General features: G+C 41.2%; 14 protein-coding genes. 10 read left to right on the forward strand and 4 right to left on the reverse strand.

Going from position 1 to position 17,732, the window contains the following annotated elements; genetic code table 11:
* Positions 1-247 precede the first annotated feature (247 nt).
* From J2746_RS08420 to J2746_RS08445, 6 genes are all read left to right on the forward strand, one after another.
* Positions 248-1,759: a 2-isopropylmalate synthase gene (locus tag J2746_RS08420; RefSeq protein WP_209619751.1), complete on the forward strand. Its 1,512-nt coding sequence runs from the start codon at positions 248-250 to the stop codon at positions 1,757-1,759.
* Positions 1,760-2,079: 320 nt separating this feature from the next.
* Positions 2,080-3,468, forward strand: coding sequence for a methyl-accepting chemotaxis protein (locus J2746_RS08425; RefSeq protein WP_209619136.1), 1,389 nt, complete (start codon positions 2,080-2,082; stop codon positions 3,466-3,468).
* Between the two features lie 128 nt (positions 3,469-3,596).
* Positions 3,597-4,355 (forward strand): TatD family hydrolase, encoded by a 759-nt coding sequence (locus J2746_RS08430; RefSeq protein ID WP_209619139.1) that lies wholly within the window; start codon positions 3,597-3,599, stop codon positions 4,353-4,355.
* Positions 4,356-4,384: 29 nt separating this feature from the next.
* On the forward strand, positions 4,385-5,023 hold the full coding sequence (locus J2746_RS08435) for an MBL fold metallo-hydrolase (RefSeq protein ID WP_209619142.1): 639 nt from the start codon (positions 4,385-4,387) through the stop codon (positions 5,021-5,023).
* Positions 5,024-5,098: 75 nt separating this feature from the next.
* Positions 5,099-6,901 (forward strand): YgiQ family radical SAM protein, encoded by a 1,803-nt coding sequence (locus J2746_RS08440; protein WP_209619756.1) that lies wholly within the window; start codon positions 5,099-5,101, stop codon positions 6,899-6,901.
* A gap of 104 nt (positions 6,902-7,005) precedes the next feature.
* Positions 7,006-7,851 carry a hypothetical protein gene (locus J2746_RS08445; protein ID WP_209619145.1) on the forward strand — a complete coding sequence of 282 codons (846 nt, stop codon included), beginning with the start codon at positions 7,006-7,008 and terminating at the stop codon, positions 7,849-7,851.
* A 66-nt stretch (positions 7,852-7,917) separates the two neighbouring features.
* Here the strand turns inward: J2746_RS08445 and J2746_RS08450 are convergent, their stop codons facing one another.
* Both J2746_RS08450 and J2746_RS08455 read right to left on the reverse strand, forming a co-directional pair.
* Positions 7,918-8,976, reverse strand: coding sequence for a (Fe-S)-binding protein (locus tag J2746_RS08450; protein WP_209619148.1), 1,059 nt, complete (start codon positions 8,974-8,976; stop codon positions 7,918-7,920).
* 2 nt (positions 8,977-8,978) lie between these two features.
* Complete coding sequence (locus J2746_RS08455; protein ID WP_209619151.1) at positions 8,979-10,361, reverse strand: FAD-binding oxidoreductase; 1,383 nt, start codon at positions 10,359-10,361, stop codon at positions 8,979-8,981.
* Positions 10,362-10,446: 85 nt separating this feature from the next.
* Between J2746_RS08455 and arcS the strand changes: the two genes are divergently transcribed.
* Together arcS and rimI are read left to right on the forward strand one after the other, a co-directional pair.
* Positions 10,447-12,291, forward strand: coding sequence for an archaeosine synthase subunit alpha (gene arcS, locus J2746_RS08460; RefSeq protein ID WP_209619154.1), 1,845 nt, complete (start codon positions 10,447-10,449; stop codon positions 12,289-12,291).
* A 9-nt stretch (positions 12,292-12,300) separates the two neighbouring features.
* Complete coding sequence (gene rimI / locus J2746_RS08465) at positions 12,301-12,759, forward strand: ribosomal protein S18-alanine N-acetyltransferase (RefSeq protein WP_245250070.1); 459 nt, start codon at positions 12,301-12,303, stop codon at positions 12,757-12,759.
* Between the two features lie 57 nt (positions 12,760-12,816).
* Here rimI and J2746_RS08470 read toward each other — a convergent pair whose 3' ends face one another.
* Together J2746_RS08470 and dnaG are read right to left on the reverse strand one after the other, a co-directional pair.
* The gene (locus J2746_RS08470; RefSeq protein ID WP_209619157.1) at positions 12,817-13,101 is read right to left on the reverse strand and encodes a UPF0058 family protein; all 285 of its coding nucleotides are present in this window, start codon (positions 13,099-13,101) and stop codon (positions 12,817-12,819) included.
* Between the two features lie 270 nt (positions 13,102-13,371).
* Positions 13,372-14,730, reverse strand: coding sequence for a DNA primase DnaG (gene dnaG, locus J2746_RS08475; protein WP_209619160.1), 1,359 nt, complete (start codon positions 14,728-14,730; stop codon positions 13,372-13,374).
* A gap of 616 nt (positions 14,731-15,346) precedes the next feature.
* Here dnaG and J2746_RS08480 point away from each other — a divergent pair.
* Both J2746_RS08480 and rtcA read left to right on the forward strand, forming a co-directional pair.
* Positions 15,347-16,714: an NAD(P)/FAD-dependent oxidoreductase gene (locus J2746_RS08480; protein WP_209619163.1), complete on the forward strand. Its 1,368-nt coding sequence runs from the start codon at positions 15,347-15,349 to the stop codon at positions 16,712-16,714.
* On the forward strand, positions 16,711-17,730 hold the full coding sequence (gene rtcA / locus J2746_RS08485; RefSeq protein ID WP_209619166.1) for an RNA 3'-terminal phosphate cyclase: 1,020 nt from the start codon (positions 16,711-16,713) through the stop codon (positions 17,728-17,730). Before J2746_RS08480 ends, rtcA begins: the two co-directional genes overlap by 4 nt.
* Positions 17,731-17,732 lie beyond the last annotated feature (2 nt).

A 17,732-nucleotide genomic window follows, 5' to 3' on the forward strand; every position in this document is an offset into this window, starting at 1 on the left:
ACACGATGAACTCATTTTCGTGATGCAGTAACCGCATCACAAGGCTCGTCGCGAGCACCCTTACATAACAGGCTTACTATAAAAACATTGCGGAGAAACTGATAATCATACTATCAATGAAACAACATAAATAGAAATGTTCATCTTCTTTGCGGAGAATATTTATATGATAAATAACAAGGCGAAGTGATTAACATGAATTCAACCGTAGAACTGAGGGATCGCTTTTTACAGCGATAAACCGCTTATAGATAAACACAAGACTATTTTTGACACGACACTGCGCGACGGTGAACAAACACCTGGCGTATCACTCACCAACGAGCAAAAACTCAAGATTGCCCGGCAACTGGATAAACTTGGTGTTGATGTGCTCGAAGCTGGTTTCCCAGTCTCTTCGGAAGGCGAAAAGCAAAATGTGCGAGCCATAGCCAACGAAGGACTCAGTCTCGATGTCTGTGGTCTTGCCCGTGTCCTTACAAAAGATCTGGATGCATGTATAGATTGTAACGTTGACATGGTACACACTTTTGTATCCACATCCGACATACAGAGGATACATACTATCAAGAAAAGCAGGGAAGAAGTACTTACAATGGCAGTAGACGCTGTTGAGTACATCAAGGACCATGGTGCCAAATGCATGTTCTCAGCAATGGATGCCACAAGGACCGACCTTGATTATCTTACAGAAGTGTACAAAGCCGTGGAAGATGCAGGCTGTGACATAGTAAATGTACCAGATACAGTCGGTGTAATGTCACCTTCATCCATGTACGAGCTTGTAAAGAACATCAACGCTCATATAAATATACCAATTGACGTACACTGCCACAATGACTTTGGAATAGCAGTTGGCAACAGCCTAATGGCTGCAGAAGCAGGTGCCAGTCAGATACAGGTAACTGTCAACGGTATCGGAGAACGTGCAGGAAATGCAAATCTTGCTGAAGTAGTAATGTGCCTGCATTCCATATATGGTGCAAAGACGAACATCAGGACAGAATACCTCCTTGAGACCGCAAAGATGGTGGAAAACTACACAGGCATACACATGCCGGCAAACACACCAATTGTAGGAGATAACGCATTTGCCCATGAATCAGGTATACACACCCATGGAGTGCTCGAAAAATCCGACACCTTTGAACCCGGCATCATGACACCTGAGATGGTAGGTCACAGACGCCGCATAGTTCTTGGAAAGCACGCAGGAAAGCATGCAGTCAAAAAATCCCTGGAAGAAATGGGAATTGAAACAAACGAAGAACAGCTTGATGAAATTCTTGCAAAGATCAAGGACATTGCAAACAAAGGCAAACGTATATGTGACGCCGATCTTCGAGCAGTGGCCTCAGCAGTTCTTGGAAGAAATCTCGGAAGTGAGACAATTGTCCTGAAAGAGTTCTCCGTAATGACAGGTAACCTCACAACACCAACAGCAGTTGTCAGGGCCAATATCGGAGAAGAAGAAGCAGTTGCATCCAACTATGGTGTGGGACCAATAGATGCCGCGCTTAAGGCAGTTGAGCTCATGATAGGAGGATATACAAAAGTAAAAGTGCGTGACTTCAGCCTTGAGGCAATTACCGGAGGAAGTGATGCTCTTGCAGAAGTAACGATCTCAGTTCAGGATGAAGAAGGGAGAGTTGCCAGTGCACAATCTGCCAGCGCAGACATTGCAACTGCATCAGTAGACGCACTCATAACAGCTATAAATCTGCTTCTTGATAAAAAGAAGCTCTGGAATATGGAATAAACTTATTTTTCCTGAACCGTGTACTCACGGTTCTTGCTTTTTCTCAATAGAACCTGTAATAACTGTTATTTTGAAGTCACTTAGATGAAATCTTATTATTTTAGTAAGAAAACAAATTATTCAGATATTCCTTAAGAAATATGGAGAAAAAGATTAAATTTATATATAAATATATTTGTATCTTTTATATATGATTATTTGTTGCACATAACTACATTCATAATCAACTCAAATTAACATCGCTTTATGCGACAAAAGGGAGAGGATCTTTAGTGTACATATTAAAAAACATAAGTATGGAACAAAAAATAATAAGTATTATGTTAGCAGTAAGTTTGATTCCTTTACTAATTGTCTCGACAATCAGCTATACCCAGGCAAGTTACGCAATTGAAGAAGGATCATTAGAAAAACTGACTGCCCTTAGAAATATGTATATAATCGGCCTGGTCCTTACAGGATTTCTCGTTGTATATGTTGCACACTATTTTGCTCGAACCATAACAAAACCCATTGAGAACATGGTTGATGTTACAGAAAGAATTGCATCCGGAGACCTTACAGTTGACATTGAAAATGACTCAAAGGACGAGATAGGCCTTCTGGCAGAATCAGTAAGATCAATGCAAGGCAACCTCAAAGAAATTATTGACGAGATGTATTCAGGTTCGTCAATTCTTTCCAGCACTGTAGAGGGAGTAGCAGCTTCATCAGAAGAGATATCTGCATCATCTAGCGAAATATCAAATTCAATAATTGAAATATCAAATGGCATCACAGTCCAGTCATCCAAATCCGAAGATGTCGCAAAAGCAATGTTTGATCTGACAGAAGTTGTCCAGGAGGTAGCCAATAACTCCCAAAGAGCCGCAGATGATGCAAAAGAATGCAATGATGTCATCGGCAGCCTAAGAACAATCACAGAAGATCTTTTATATAAAATGGATAAAATCAAAACAGCATCATCCGAATCAGCAGAAGCCATCATGGATCTGGACGGTAAATCAAAACAGATAGGCGAAATAGTCAACCTCATAACAAGTATTGCAGATCAGACAAACCTGCTTGCATTGAATGCCGCCATTGAAGCTGCGCGTGCCGGAGAACATGGCAAAGGTTTTGCTGTTGTTGCCGATGAGGTCAGAAAACTTGCAGAAAATTCAGGAAATGCTGCAAATCAGATAGCAGACCTGATACATGAGATACAGGAAGGAACAAATAATGCTGTAGACTCAATGCAACATGGAACCGAAGAAGTATCAAATGGTTCAGAAGCACTGAATGAAGCTGCTAATGTAATTGAAAAAGTAGTAGAATCAGGAAACAATATCGCAATCATGGTACAGGATATTGCTGCTGCTGCGCAGGAACAATCTGCATCAATACAGGAGATATCTTCTTCCATCGATGAAGTTGCATCTATTACACAACAATCTGCATCAGGCATGGAAAGCACCACTTATGCAATCAATCAACAGAGTACTATAATGGAAGGACTTGCACAATCCGCGCAAGTACTTTCAGATATGACCGAAAACCTCATGAATACAATTGTAAGGTTCAAAATTGATGGAGGAGAGAAGACAATTCCTGAAACTAAACCGGAAAATATAGAAGAAAAACCGGAAAATGAAAACATAGAAATGAGAGAATATTCAGAAGAGGAACTAGAGCTTGAACTTGAAAATGCAGAAAAGATTTTGATATAAAGATGTCCATTCATCAATATCGGGCATATTAAATCCTCTCTATTTTAAACTTCATTATTTCTAACCATTAAAACAGGTTCATATCTATAATATCTATATAATGAGCTCATAATCATGAAAAGATACACATGAACTATGAAGTTATAGATTCTCATTGTCATCTTGATTTCCCTAAATTCAACAAAGATAGACATGAGACAATCATGAGAGCGAAAGAAAGTGGAATCGCCTTAATGATCAACTCCGGCATAGATTACAAAACCAATATCAATTCTCTTGAACTTGCCAAAAAGTATGATTTCATCCATGCAACCTTAGGCCTCAGTCCCCAGATGGTTCCTGAAGCTAATGAAGAAAAAATTAACCAGATACTTGCTCAGATGGAACGCAATGTTGACAAAGCAGTTGGAATCGGTGAAGCGGGTCTGGACTTTTATTACTGTAAAGATGAAACAGGAAAACAAAAGCAAAAAGAGGTTTTTGAGAAGGTCATTGACATTGCAGACCGATATAACAAAACCCTTGTAATACACGGCAGAGACGGAGAAGAACTTGCACTGGAAATGACAAGGGATCTTGACAGGGTTATATTCCATTGTTATGGTGGCAGTGTCGAAACTATGAGAGAAATAGTTGATGCAGGTCACTACATTTCAGTTCCGACCCTTGTATGCTTTTCAGACCATCACAAAGAGATAGCAAAGAATCTCCCTCTTGAAAATATGCTCATTGAAACTGACAGCCCGTACCTCTCACCACGCAAAGGCCGCAACGAACCTGCCTTTGTCAGGGACTCAGTCCCTGTCATAGCACAACTAAAAGAAACAGATGAGGCCGAGATCGCCAGGGCGACAATGCAAAATACCCGCAGTGCATTTGAACTCTAAAATTGACTTTTCTGTACGGGAGAATACACATGCAGGTCAAACATTTTATTATCGGACTTTATGACGCTAACTCATACCTCATTAACGGAAAAATACTGGTAGATACCGGAATGAGCACTGAAGGCCTTATTTCTGCCATCAAAGAGAACATAGACATAGAAGATCTTGAACTCATAATACTTACACACTGCCACTATGACCACACAGCATCTGCACAGGCAATTGCAGATATGACTGGTGCAAAAATAGCAATTCACAAAAACGATGAACCACTTCTGAGCAATGACACCGTAAGTGCAGCGGCAATGTTCGGATATAAGGCACCTGCAATAAAACCCGATATGATTCTGGAAGAGGGTGACAGGATACCCATAGGAAATGACGAGGAACTGGAAGTCATACACACACCAGGACACACACCGGGAGGAATCTGCCTCTATGAAGCAAATTCAAAGAGCCTTTTTTCAGGTGACACAGTATTTCCCAACGGAAGTATAGGACGTACTGATTTCCAGGGCGGCAACCGTGATCAATTAACAGCTTCTATAAATAAGCTTATAGAACTGGATGTCAAAACACTTTATCCAGGACACGGTGAAGTAACCTCAAATGACGTTAACAAGCAGATACAACTCTCCCTGCGCATGTCTAAAAGCATGTTGCTTTAAGGATAGAACATGAGACATAAAAGAAATAAGGGTGGCAATAAAGGCAAAAAAGCAGCTCCTTCAAAGTTTCTTCCCATGAGCCTTGAGAATGCAAAAAAGAAAGGCTGGGATGAACTTGATGTTATTATTGTCACAGGTGACGCATATGTGGACCATCCGGGATTTGGAACCAGCATCATTGGCAGAGTTCTGGAAGATGCAGGTTACAGAGTAGGAGTTATTTCACAGCCAAAATGGGATGATGTTGAAAATTTCAAGAAACTTGGAAAACCACGTCTTTTCTTTGCCATCAGTGCAGGAAACACAGATTCGATGGTGAGCAACTACACACCATCAAAACGACTCAGACACGATGATGCATATTCACCCGGAAGCAAGGCGGGACTGCGACCTAACCGTGCAACCATTGTTTATTCTAACCGCCTGAAGGAAGCTTACCCTGATACTCCAAGAGTTATTGGAGGAATTGAAGCATCTTTACGCCGTTTCGCACAATATGATTACTGGTCCGACAAGGTACGCCAGTCAATACTTGCAGATGCTCCCGCAGACATGATAGTATACGGAATGGGAGAACTCCAGATAGTTGAAATAGCAGACAGACTCAATAAAGGAATTCCTGTTTCAGATATCACGGATATTGACGGAACTGTCTGGAAAATGGACATCAAAACCTGGAAAGCGAAAAAAGAAGAATTGCTTGAGACTTGTATAGAAATACCACCTTATATCGAAGTTTCAAAGAACAAGGAACTCTATGCAAACACATTCAAGACTGTTTACCATGAACAGAACCACATTAGCGGGCATGCCATTATTCAGGTTCATCCAAAAACAGTAATAATACAAAATAAACCTATGCGTCCGCTCAAAACAGAAGAGCTGGACCATGTTTATGAACTTCCATTCACCAGAGAATCACACCCATCATACGATGAACCAGTCCCTGCTCTTGACATGGTGAGATTCTCTATCAACACTCACAGAGGTTGTTTCGGTGCATGTTCGTTCTGCGCCATTGCCCTGCACCAGGGAAGGATGATACGCAGCCGCAGTATGGAATCTATCCTGAGAGAAGCAGAAGGTTTCACACAAATAAAAGAATTCAAAGGAACTATTAACGGACTTGGCGGCCCATCAGCCAACATGTACGGAATGGACTGCAAGAACTGGGAAGATAAAGGCGTATGTAAAGAGAAAATCTGCATCTACCCAAAAGCCTGCCCTTCACTTAATACAAGCCATAAGAAACTCATTGAGCTTATGCGCAGGCTCAGGGAACTGCCCGGGATCAAAAAGGTCTTTGTCGGCTATGGAGTGCGCTATGACCTTGCGCTTCTTGATGAGGAATACATGGAAGAGCTGTGTGCTCATCACGTCAGCGGTCAATTGAAGGTTGCTCCGGAACATTATTGCGATAAAGTCACTGATGCTATGAAGAAACCTGACAGGGAAGTATTCGAAAGATTCGAGGAGAAATACAAGGAAATAAACCAGAAACTTGGAAAAGACCAGTATCTTGTGGCTTTCCTCATGTCAGGTCATCCGGGTTGCACACTTAATGACATGATAGAAACTGCTGAATACATCCGGGATACAGGACGCTATACCAAACAGGTGCAGGATTTCACACCCACTCCTATGACAGCGGCAACATGTATGTTCCACACAGGGATCGATCCTTTCACTGGAAAAAAAACCTACGTGGCAACTTCTCAGAAAGAGAAAAGCATCCAGAGAGCAATGCTACATTACCGTGAGCCCAGAAATTATAATCTGGTTTATGAAGGATTGAAACGTGCCAACCGGCTTGACCTTGTTGGAAATTCATGGAATTGCCTGATAAGAAGAAAGAAAGGTAGAAAAGGCGGATGGTAAGCTAATTACCATTAAATACAATAATAAAATCGTTATCTTTTTAACATATACTAGTTTACTGTACTTCAAACGTATATTTTTCAAATAAAAATGGAAGTTATACTATGAAGTATAAGTTGTTGGCACCAATATTATTATTGATTATTATCCAGGCATGTGCTGTTCTGGCGAGCCCGGTCATAAGCATTGATGAGACTGTAACTGAGAATATGTTCTATTCTAAATCATACACTAATCCTGATAGTATAGAGGCACATCAGATAGTCGTGTATAGCGAGGATGGAGAACATTCACAGATACACCTGCACTATAGACTTACTCCAAGAACAACTACAAGTCCTGATGGCAATTACAGTGTGTATAAGAAGGCACTGGATTCAGAAAAGGGAGTGGGTGTTGAAGATTATGTCATTAACGACACAGTTGCAGGAACCGAGACAAATATCAAGAACATAATTACAATGAGCTACTATGGAGTTGCTTTTTCACCGGACAGTAAAATGTACGCAGCACCAAGGGCAGTTTTCTTCGATGAAGGTCGAAATGCACAATATGCTATCGATATCTGTTCTGTCCACAATAATACTCTACTGCACAGAGAACTCACTCCTTTCTATATAGAAAGTACTAAAGCTACACCAATGGAGTGGGAGAAGTCAGTTATTTATGAAGTTTACTGGTCTGATGATGGTTCCTGCATAGTATACGAAGTTCTTGGAGGAAATACTGAGGCTGGACAATATCCTGCATACCTTGTGAGCAAAAGACTCAATCTGGACTATGCAGAGCTCAGAAAAATGAATGGGTATGATAATACAGAAATGGAAGCCATGAGTGAAGAAACAGAAGATACAAATACAGCTGCTGAAAACAGTCTTCCAATTCCAGGATTTAAAGCTATTGGAGTAGTATTTGCTCTGGCATTGGCTGGGAGAATAAAGAGAGCATGAACTACATGCTCACATCTTTTTTAAAAACAATAATTAAAAAACCGAGAAAAGAATAAACTAAAATGGCTATTCCATAGCCATTTCAAGCAGGTCGATGATATCAAGCACATCAACTCTCGGGCCCCCACGTTTGAGATTTGTGAGGCATAGAGGGCATGCAGTTACCAGATAGTCAACGTCCCCTGGTATCTCTTCAAGTCTGTTCTTTGAAAGTTCAAGTGAGAGTTCAGGATAACCTTTAAGGACCCCTCCACCAGCTCCACAACATTTGGATTTCTCCCTGTTGCTCTTCATTTCCTCAAGATAACAAACTGCTTTTATGAGTTGTCTTGGAGCATCGAATACACCATTGCACCTTCCGAGGTGACATGGGTCATGATAGGTAACCTTAAGGTCAAGCTTCTTTAGATCCATTTCAGCAAGACGGTCTGCAAGGAACTCTGTTACATGGAGAACATTCAGTTCTCCAGGGAAATCATTCTTAAGAGTTGTGTAGCAGCCTGCACAACCTGTGATAACTGTGTGAGCACCTGTCTTTTTTATCTGCTCAAGGTTCTTTGAAATAAGTTCAGATGGGTCAGAGCCGGTTCTCAGAAGTGGGGAGCCACAGCAAACCTCATCCTCAAGTACGGTAACTCCGAACTTTCTCAGGATATCAAAAGTTTTCTTTGTGATCTCAGGATACCGGTAAGATGCAAGACAGCCTGCAAAGAACACATATTCTGACCTTTCAGGAAGATCATTTCTGGAATCCCCAAGCCATGCCATCCTGTCCCTGGATTCACCAAGAGGATTCCCTTTTTCAAGAGCTTCTGTGCGCAGAAGTTTCTGGGCATCTGTCATCTTACCCTGAAGCACGAGTTGGTGCCTTATATTTTCTATTACTTTAACAGGAGATGCTCCAGAAGGACATATTTCCTCACAAAGTCCGCATGTAGTACAGGTGTTAATACTATCGAAAACACCCTTATCAACTTCAAGCCCCTGGGAAATACCGTGAGCTACAAGCATACGACCACGTGAGCTTGATGATTCCCAGCCTTTAACGTCAAAAACAGGACATACTGAACGACATGTACCGCAACGTACACATTTCAGTATTGAACGCATATCTTCATCGTTCATTTTCAGACCCCCATCTTTCCCGGATTCAGAATACCCTTTGGGTCCAGTGCGTTTTTGATCAATACCATTACATCGAGAGCTTTTCCAAGTTCAAGACCAAGATAATCTGCCCTGGCACTGCCAACTCCATGCTCGGCAGTAACAGTTCCACCAATACCTATGGCTGTGCGGTGTATCTTATCTGCAGCCTTGTTCAGCTTTTCCCATTCTTCATCACTGAGCACGTCAATGCACATTCCTGTGTGAAGATTTCCATCACCGATGTGACCGTAGGTCATGATCGGAAGCTTGAACTCATCTGAGATCTCACGTACCTTGTGCAGCATTCCCGGAAGCTCTTTTATCGGAACTCCAATATCCTCTCCGACATAAACACGGGTGCGGAGTGGGTCCAGTCTGGAAACCGCTGCACCTACAAGTCTTCTGGCAGCCCATATCTCATCCCTTTCCTTCTTGTCCGAAGCTGCCCTGATACTTGTTGCAAGGGTGCTGCATGCATCCTTAATCATCTCTATTCCTTCGCGAACCGTGTTCTCTGTTCCATCCACCTCGAACATCAGAATAGCACCGGCTTCCGGCAATCCGATGTGTGGATCATAAGTGTTAATTGCCTCTATTATGTTCCTGTCAAGAATTTCACACGCAGAAGGAACAATTCCTGAGGAGAGGACTTTTACTACTGCCTGTCCTGCAAGTTCAGGATCATCAAAAGAAGCAAGTAATACAGAGCGCTCCTTTGGAAGTGCTCTGAGTCTCAGCGTTGCCTTTGTGATAATACCAAGAGTACCCTCTGAACCTACAAAAAGATCAGTAAGAGAATAACCAGCAACTGATTTTGATGCCTTGGAACCAGTATTGATCACAGTTCCGTCTGCAAGGACGACTTCAAGTCCCAGTACATAATTTCGAGTAGTACCGTATTTTACAGAGCGCATTCCGCTTCCGTTGTTTGCAATAAGACCACCAAGGGTGCACATTGCGGAACTTCCCGGATCAGGAGGGAAGAAAAGACCTGATGGTTCAAGCGCTTGATTCAGTTTTTCCTGGACAATACCAGGTTCGATGGTTACCTGAAGGTTGTCCAGATCAGTTTCAAGTATCCTGTTCATTGATGACATATCAAGTACAATGCCACCTTCTACCGGAACAGCTCCTCCGGCAAGTCCTGTACCTGCGCCTCTTGCAGTCACAGGAATCTCATTATCGTTTGCAAGACTGACTATCTTTGAAACCTGTTCAGTGCTTGCTGGCCTGACAACAAAATCAGGCATGCCTCTTATCTGTGAGGCGTCACATGAATAACAATAAAGTTCTGCAGATGACGCGGAAACATACTCTTCTCCGACTATTTTCTGCAGATTATTAAGTAAATCGGATTTTTGCATGGAATCGTTTTTTAAGTGGGATAGGATAATTTATAGTTTTTGGTGAAGGCAAACATTTACATCTGACTACACCTATTACACAGCAATGACACGATATTTTGAGGTACAGCAACGGGACGGTGCTGCAAGGATAGGAAAGTTCCTTTTGAAGGAAGATATCCGGACACCTTATATTATAGATACCAGAAGCCTGGATAATCCTGATAGTGCAATCATAGACGGCGGATCACTCTGGAAATATCCAAATTTTGAAGAAGCTCAGGAACATCTCAGGGAAATAAGACAAAAGGCCGGAGAAGATTCTCTTATTATACTTCCACATCAGGACCTGACACCGGAAGCTCCCCGGAAAATTACGATAAGACTGGCTGAAAAAGCAGAAGAGATGGAAGACACAGGTGCAACCGGAACTATTTACATATCCGGACAGCAGGTAAAAGAACATGACCTGTATGTCATGGAAGGAGCCGGATGTTTTGAAAAGAATGCAAGAAATCTTCTCAGCCTGCTTTTTGAAATGAAAAAGGACATAGCTCCTGACACTGCAATTTATGCACCAAATATAGCCACTCCCGAAAATCTGGCAATGTTGATCTACCTTGGAATCGATGTTTTAGATAATACTAAAGCAATAATTGCCGGACATAACAATATATACCTTACAACTGCCGGACAGTTCTATCTTGACTCACTTGCAGAATTACCATGCAGATGCAGCGCATGTTCATCCACAGACCTGAAAGGTCTCAGGGAGATGGATAAAAAGAGTCGTGCAGCAATTCTGGAAAAACACAATATCAATACAATGGAAGCAGAAACTGCACTTGTAAGGGAAAGGATACGTGCAGGAACATTACGTGAGTATATTGAGGGACAATGCAGAGTACACCCATGGCTTACAGCACTTATGAGACTTGCAGATGACGAATATGACTTTATGGAAAGTCAGAATGCTATTGCAAGAAATAACACACTTGTTGCCACCTGTGGAGAATCACAGAACAGATCAGAAATTGTTAGGTACGCTAAAAGGATTCAGGAAAGATACACACCACCTGCAGCTGATGTACTTCTACTTTTGCCATGTTCTGCCAGGAAACCATATTCCACATCCAATTCACACTGGAAATTCATCAAAGCGCTTGGAAAAAGCAGAAAATTTGTCCATGAAGTAATAATAACATCCCCGCTTGGGATAGTCCCTAGGGAACTGGAACTCACATACCCTGCTGCACATTATGATACTACTGTGACAGGTTACTGGGATGCAGAGGAAAAGGAATGGGTGGCATCCTGTCTTGAGGATTACCTGAAAAAACATAAATACACAAGTATCGTTGCACATGTCGAGGATGCCTATCGTGTAATTTGCGAAATGGTCGCAGAAAAACTTGACATAGATATAACATATACCAGTCTTGGAAATGTCACATCCAGAGAATCACTGAAAAACCTCAGCACTACAATGTCTGGACTTTGCACCGGAAGAAAGCGCAGTCATGAGAAGACACAGAAAGATCTTATGAAAGCTGTTGCAGATTATCAGTTTGGCACAGGTTCAGGGGATATACTTGTACCCAAAGATTCAACTGTCAAAGGACCATTCCCCAAGCATCAGATATTTGTCGGAAAGAAGCAACTTGTAACACTTATACCTCAGTATGGTACGCTGGCTGTTACTATAGATGGCGCAAGAGCCTTACTTGAAAAGGGAAGATACATCGTAAAGATTGACGATTTTGTCCCACGCGGCTCGCTTCTGGCACCCGGGGTAATTGATGCAGACCCTCAGATCAGACCAAATGATGAGGTTCTTATCAGTGGGAATAAAGCAATTGCAGTCGGTAGAGCAAATATGAGCGGAGATGAGATGAAAAGATCAAAACGTGGAGTTGCAGTGGATCTGCGCCATGTGAAAAAGATTGACTAACAGATTTGCATGATAATAATAAGGAACTTTGAACCATCCGATTTTGAAGAGGTACTGGAAATCGAATCACAGGCTTTTTCGGAGCATAATCCTTTCCTTTACATGAACTTCTATGAGATGAACAATGAAGGATTCCTTGTTGCAGAATACAACAATTATGTTGTAGGTTTTGTTGTAGGATATAAATTATCAGAAATGGAAGGACGGATTTTTTCCCTTGCAGTCAGGGAAGGTTTCAGAAGTATGGGAATTGGTGCCAGGCTTATGAATTCCATCCTTACTATATTTGTATGTAAGCTTCTTCCATATGCAAGCCTTGAGGTAAGAATTACAAATACCCGGGCCCAGGATTTTTATGAACGTATGAATTTCATAAACTGCTGGGTTCAAAAAGAATATTATTCGGATGGAGAAGATGGAATCATAATGAAAAAAAGGTTGATACCATCTAATTCAGTATCATTTTAAATCCAGTTCAATCCAGATATTTGTCTCCTAAAATGGAATTAAAGGATTTGAATTCCTTTAATTGGTGTTTGCTAAATGACTGCCTGTCTTTATGGCAAGCTCATGCATCCTTTCGGAAGTCCTGCCAATCCCTGAAGTATCGTCCTGTGACAGAGCTTCTGCAATATCATTACCAAGAACAAATATCGCATGTTTGTGCTCAGCCTTACTCCTGTGAACATGCAGAGGGCTTATAGCCAACGAATCATACTCATTAAAGGTATTATCCATACCCATATGTTCAAAATGTCTCCTGATCTGTGCCATCAATGTGTGCAATTGTATTAATTCATCTTTATGCATACCAACCAACCTGTATGTAAAATTAATTATTTGCTGTTATTTTGTGCACTCTTTAAAATAATGCACTACATTTAGTTGGTTAATTTCCTAATAAAGCCATTTCCCCCGGAAATTGATGCCTTGTGTATTGTATATAAAATTTGCTTTCTAATGTTAATGATTAAACATTAAGTAAAGAGGAAATAATTTCAAATTAAATCAGAACAAGCAAAAAGAAAATCAATAAAAAATATTAAATATATATACTGTGCGCAAGCACAGTACACAACATTATAATGAAGCAGCAGTAAGGACCTTTACAGAAGCAGGTCTTTTGGTCACACTACCCACTTTTGCACCTATAAGGCGTTCTATACCCTTATCAGCGGCGATATCAAGAATCCTTTGAGTGACCACACCATCAAATACAACAGTCTTGACTTCATCCTCATAGGCCTTAAGAGTGCTCACAAGATCCCTTACAGCAGTTTCATTTACAACATTATCTCCACCATCGAGAAAACGTGCACTGAAAGTGCCTATCAGATCATTTGCGTGATTTTTGAATCTCTTATTCTCAGGAGACACCGGCACTTTTGACTTCGGAGTTTCAGTCTTTCGTGCATCGGATTGTTTATTACCATTGGGCTGTTTCTCTCTCGAATCCTGCTTTCTCTTATTTCTGCGAGGTTCCCTTGCATTTCTTTTAACAGCAGCGGGAGAAATACGCTTAGCATCTGCAGCAGGAGATGGTCTTCTTTCTTTGCGTTTTGAAATACGTTGCTTGCGACCATCGTCAGCGGATGAGGGTTGGTCATTACTAACATACTTATCGATCACCTGCTCAACAGGAACCTTCTGCCTGAGTGACCTGACAATCTCCTTCTGTACAAGATCCTCAACACTCTTGCCATCCGGTGCCCGTGCAATGTAGTCGATGTTAGCAACCTGAACAAGTTCCTTGATAATGAGTTCTCCTCCACGGTCACCATCGGTAAAAGCAGTCACTGTGTCTTTTTTCCTTGTAAATTCTGCAACTTCAGGAGGAACATTTGTACCACCAACACAAATGGTATTCTTAATACCGTATTTCAAAAGGTTAAGAACATCAGCACGCCCTTCAACAACGATTATAGCATCTGAATCGAAAACCGTAGGACCGCATGGAATCTTGTTCTTGCCATAGTACTGCATCTCCTCTACCCTGACAGACTGACGCACTTCATCAGCGATCTCCTGGGACTCAGGAAGATTCTCATCGAACATACCTTTAAAAATGAACTTAGCCCTTTCAATGATCTGGTGACGTTTTGTCGCCCTTACATCCTCTATATGAGATATCTCTATTTTGGCACTGCAGGGACCAACCCTGTCTATGGTCTCCAGTGAAGCTGCAAGGATCGAGGTCTCAACTTTGTCAAGACTTGAAGGAATAAGGATAGTACCTTTGGTCTTACCACCTTTTGCATTGACCACGACCTCGATTCTGCCGATACGTCCTGTCTTTTGAAGGTCACGAAGATCAAGATCGGAACCAAGAAGACCCTCTGTCTGACCAAAGATAGCACCTACAATATCAGGGCGTTCTATTATTCCATCTGCACTTATTTTTGAATGAATTATATATTTAGTGGTATCTGCATTCTGCATATGATAGTCTCCAAATTTGTGTAATGACGATACCGGAACAATTCGGAATACAAAAATAGAAAAGTTGTAATGAACACCCAAAGTCATCTTATCAAAAGTCTGAAATTGTGGAAACTTAAGTTAAACTCTAATCTCAATGAATAAACATGAAGATTTCCACTTAATCCAAACCAACGCCAAGCTAATAACAACAGTAACTAGATGTCCTGCATCAAATGCATTTTTGCTACTGAAACTGTTTTATGGCATGGTCAATAAGCAGTATTTCCAAATCCCTCATTGTAATAACTGCAGCTTTTGACCTGTAAGCACCTTGTGATGTTATGAATACCTCTTCGGTAAATGATTCTTTTTGAATCTGTAGTGATTACGAATGACTAAACTATATTTGTATTATTGAAAGATACCCTCGTTCACAGTATCTATATTATATCGATTATGTAATCATATAATCATGACTACACTAGGTAATAGAATTCAAAGTCTTATAAACTTATGGGTTGACATTTTTGAACAATCACAAGATATTTTAAACAGAAAACGCAAATTCTTTTAATCCGCCCATATTGATTTTTCAGGGAACATAGTTAATATTCATGCGAGCTTATAAAACAACATGCCCTTCAAAAATAACCAAAATAATAAAAAAGTAATAATTATAGGCGGAGGTGCTGTTGGCATGGCTGTTGCCACAAGCCTCACACGCCACAGTGACTATTCAATAACCGTTTTTTCTGCTGATACCCACACAGCATACAGTCAGTGTGGAATGCCCTTTGTGATCGGAGGAGAAATTGAAGATTTCGAATCATTGGTTCTCAGAAGTAACAAATACTTTGAGGAGATTGGCATAGACCTTCATTTGGGAACAACAGTTGATTCAATAAATATAGAAGATAACAGCATATCATCAGGTGGAAATGACTATCATTTTGACAGGCTGGTCATTGCAACAGGAAGCAAAGCAAAAATTCCTGCAGCAATTCCCGGAACATCCCTTGGAAACATATTCACACTCAGAACACTATCAGACGCAATGACAATTGAAGAAGCACTCCAAAAAGCATCTTCAGTTGTCATAGTTGGTGGTGGATCCATTGGTGCTGAGATGGCAGCAGCAATCTCAAGTAGAAATATAAATACAGTACTTTTGAACAGAAGCCCATCAATACTTTCACACAATATAGATTCTGATATGGCTGAAGTTGTGCAGGAACATCTCGAATCCCTGGGAGTTAAAGTAATTACAGGATACGTTCCCTCTGCAATGAACGGAGAAAAAGATATCAGCTCAGTTACAGTGGGTTCAACCGAGTTTCCTTCTGATCTTGTGATTTTTGCCACAGGAGTTGAACCGGACAACGAACTGGCTTCAAATGCAGGCATAGATATTGGAGATACCGGCGGGATCATAGTTGATGATTACCTGCATCCTTCGATATCAGGCACATTCCACCCCGACATCTACTGCGGCGGTGAATGTATAGAAGTTACGGATCTCATAACCGGAAAAGCAATGTTGAGCCAGCTGGCAAGCACTGCGAGGAGAATGGCAGGAATAATAACAAATAATCTCACATCCGGACCGGCTGAATTCGATCCCATACTCAATCCATGGGTAGCAGTAATAGGAAACATCCAGGTAGGAACAACAGGAATCACCTCAAAAAAGGCGGAAGAAAACAATATAAAAATAGTAACAGGACTTGCAACCGGATCAACAAGGGCTGATTATTATCCCGGAGGAAGCAAACTTTTCATCAAACTCATATTCAGTGAAAGATATCTTGTAGGTGCACAAGTAGTTGGGAGGGAGGGGATCAAAGAACGTATCGATGCCCTTACACTTGCTATCAAAAAGAAAACAACTGCACAGGAACTTGTAAAGATGGAAACCTGTTATGCACCTCCTGTATCCACACTGCAGGATCCCACTGTTTTTGCTGCAAAAGGTGCATTGAAAAAGATGAGAAGAAAGATATGATTGAAATAGACGGCTCATACGGAGAAGGTGGTGGCCAGATTCTCAGAACTGCCATAGCCCTCTCTGCAATTATCGGAGAAGAAATACATATAACAAACATACGTCGCAACCGTCCAAAAGAAGGACTGAAACCACAGCATCTAATGTCAATCAAAACTGCTGCAATGTTATGCAATGCGGAAATCAAAGGAGTAGCCTCCGGCTCAACTGATATATACTTTTCTCCATCGGAAATAAGGGGGATTGACAGAAAAATATCTATTGGGACCGCAGGGAGCATTCCTCTTTTGATGCAGGCCATCATGCCCATGGCAGCCTTTGCAAAGAAAAAGACAAAACTCACCATAAACGGTGGAACTGATGTTGCATGGTCCCCTTCCATAGATTACCTGAAAGAAGTAACATTAAAAGCGCTTCGCATAATGGGATATCAGGCAGACATAAAGCTCATTGAACGAGGATACTATCCTAAAGGCGGGGGAGTAGCAGAAATTGAAATCGAGCCGTCTAAACTTATTGGATATCATTATGCAACTGAAAATCAGAATGAAAAGAAAATAATCTGTGGAATGTCACACTGCTCAGGTTTACCTGAACATGTTGCAGAAAGACAGGCAGAATCTGCAAAAAAGATACTGGAAGAAATGAGGAAGGAAACTGATATTTCCGTATTTACAGATAATTTCAGGTCTACAGGAAGTGGTATCACTTTATGGTCCGGCCTTTCAGGCGCAGTCAGCATCGGTAAAAGAGGTTTGCCTGCTGAAAAAGTAGGAGAATGTGCTGCAAATGAAATGCTTGATGAACTATTGTGCGGGGCAGCAGTAGACAGTCATCTTGCAGACCAGCTCATACCATATATGGGACTTGCGGGAAAAGGTTCTTTCACAGTAAGAGAAGTTTCAAAACACTGTCTTACAAATATGCATATCACTGAAAAAATGCTTGATGTTAAATTCAGCATAGACTACAATAACAAAAACAAAAAAAGACCAATAAAGATTACCGTGGAATGAGA

It is taken from the genome of Methanolobus bombayensis (genome assembly GCF_017873415.1).
Taxonomy (GTDB): Archaea; Halobacteriota; Methanosarcinia; order Methanosarcinales; family Methanosarcinaceae; genus Methanolobus; species Methanolobus bombayensis.

Coding starts and splice junctions, on each gene's coding strand:
- rtcA (WP_209619166.1), top strand. CDS start 16,711: ATGATTGAAATAGACGGCTCATACGGAGAAGGTGGTGGCCAGATTCTC.
- dnaG (WP_209619160.1), bottom strand. CDS start 14,730: ATGCAGAATGCAGATACCACTAAATATATAATTCATTCAAAAATAAGT.
- J2746_RS08480 (WP_209619163.1), top strand. CDS start 15,347: ATGCCCTTCAAAAATAACCAAAATAATAAAAAAGTAATAATTATAGGC.
- J2746_RS08435 (WP_209619142.1), top strand. CDS start 4,385: ATGCAGGTCAAACATTTTATTATCGGACTTTATGACGCTAACTCATAC.
- J2746_RS08445 (WP_209619145.1), top strand. CDS start 7,006: ATGAAGTATAAGTTGTTGGCACCAATATTATTATTGATTATTATCCAG.
- J2746_RS08430 (WP_209619139.1), top strand. CDS start 3,597: ATGAACTATGAAGTTATAGATTCTCATTGTCATCTTGATTTCCCTAAA.
- J2746_RS08425 (WP_209619136.1), top strand. CDS start 2,080: ATGTTAGCAGTAAGTTTGATTCCTTTACTAATTGTCTCGACAATCAGC.
- J2746_RS08450 (WP_209619148.1), bottom strand. CDS start 8,976: ATGAACGATGAAGATATGCGTTCAATACTGAAATGTGTACGTTGCGGT.
- rimI (WP_245250070.1), top strand. CDS start 12,301: ATGATAATAATAAGGAACTTTGAACCATCCGATTTTGAAGAGGTACTG.
- J2746_RS08470 (WP_209619157.1), bottom strand. CDS start 13,101: ATGCATAAAGATGAATTAATACAATTGCACACATTGATGGCACAGATC.
- J2746_RS08440 (WP_209619756.1), top strand. CDS start 5,099: ATGAGCCTTGAGAATGCAAAAAAGAAAGGCTGGGATGAACTTGATGTT.
- arcS (WP_209619154.1), top strand. CDS start 10,447: ATGACACGATATTTTGAGGTACAGCAACGGGACGGTGCTGCAAGGATA.
- J2746_RS08455 (WP_209619151.1), bottom strand. CDS start 10,361: ATGCAAAAATCCGATTTACTTAATAATCTGCAGAAAATAGTCGGAGAA.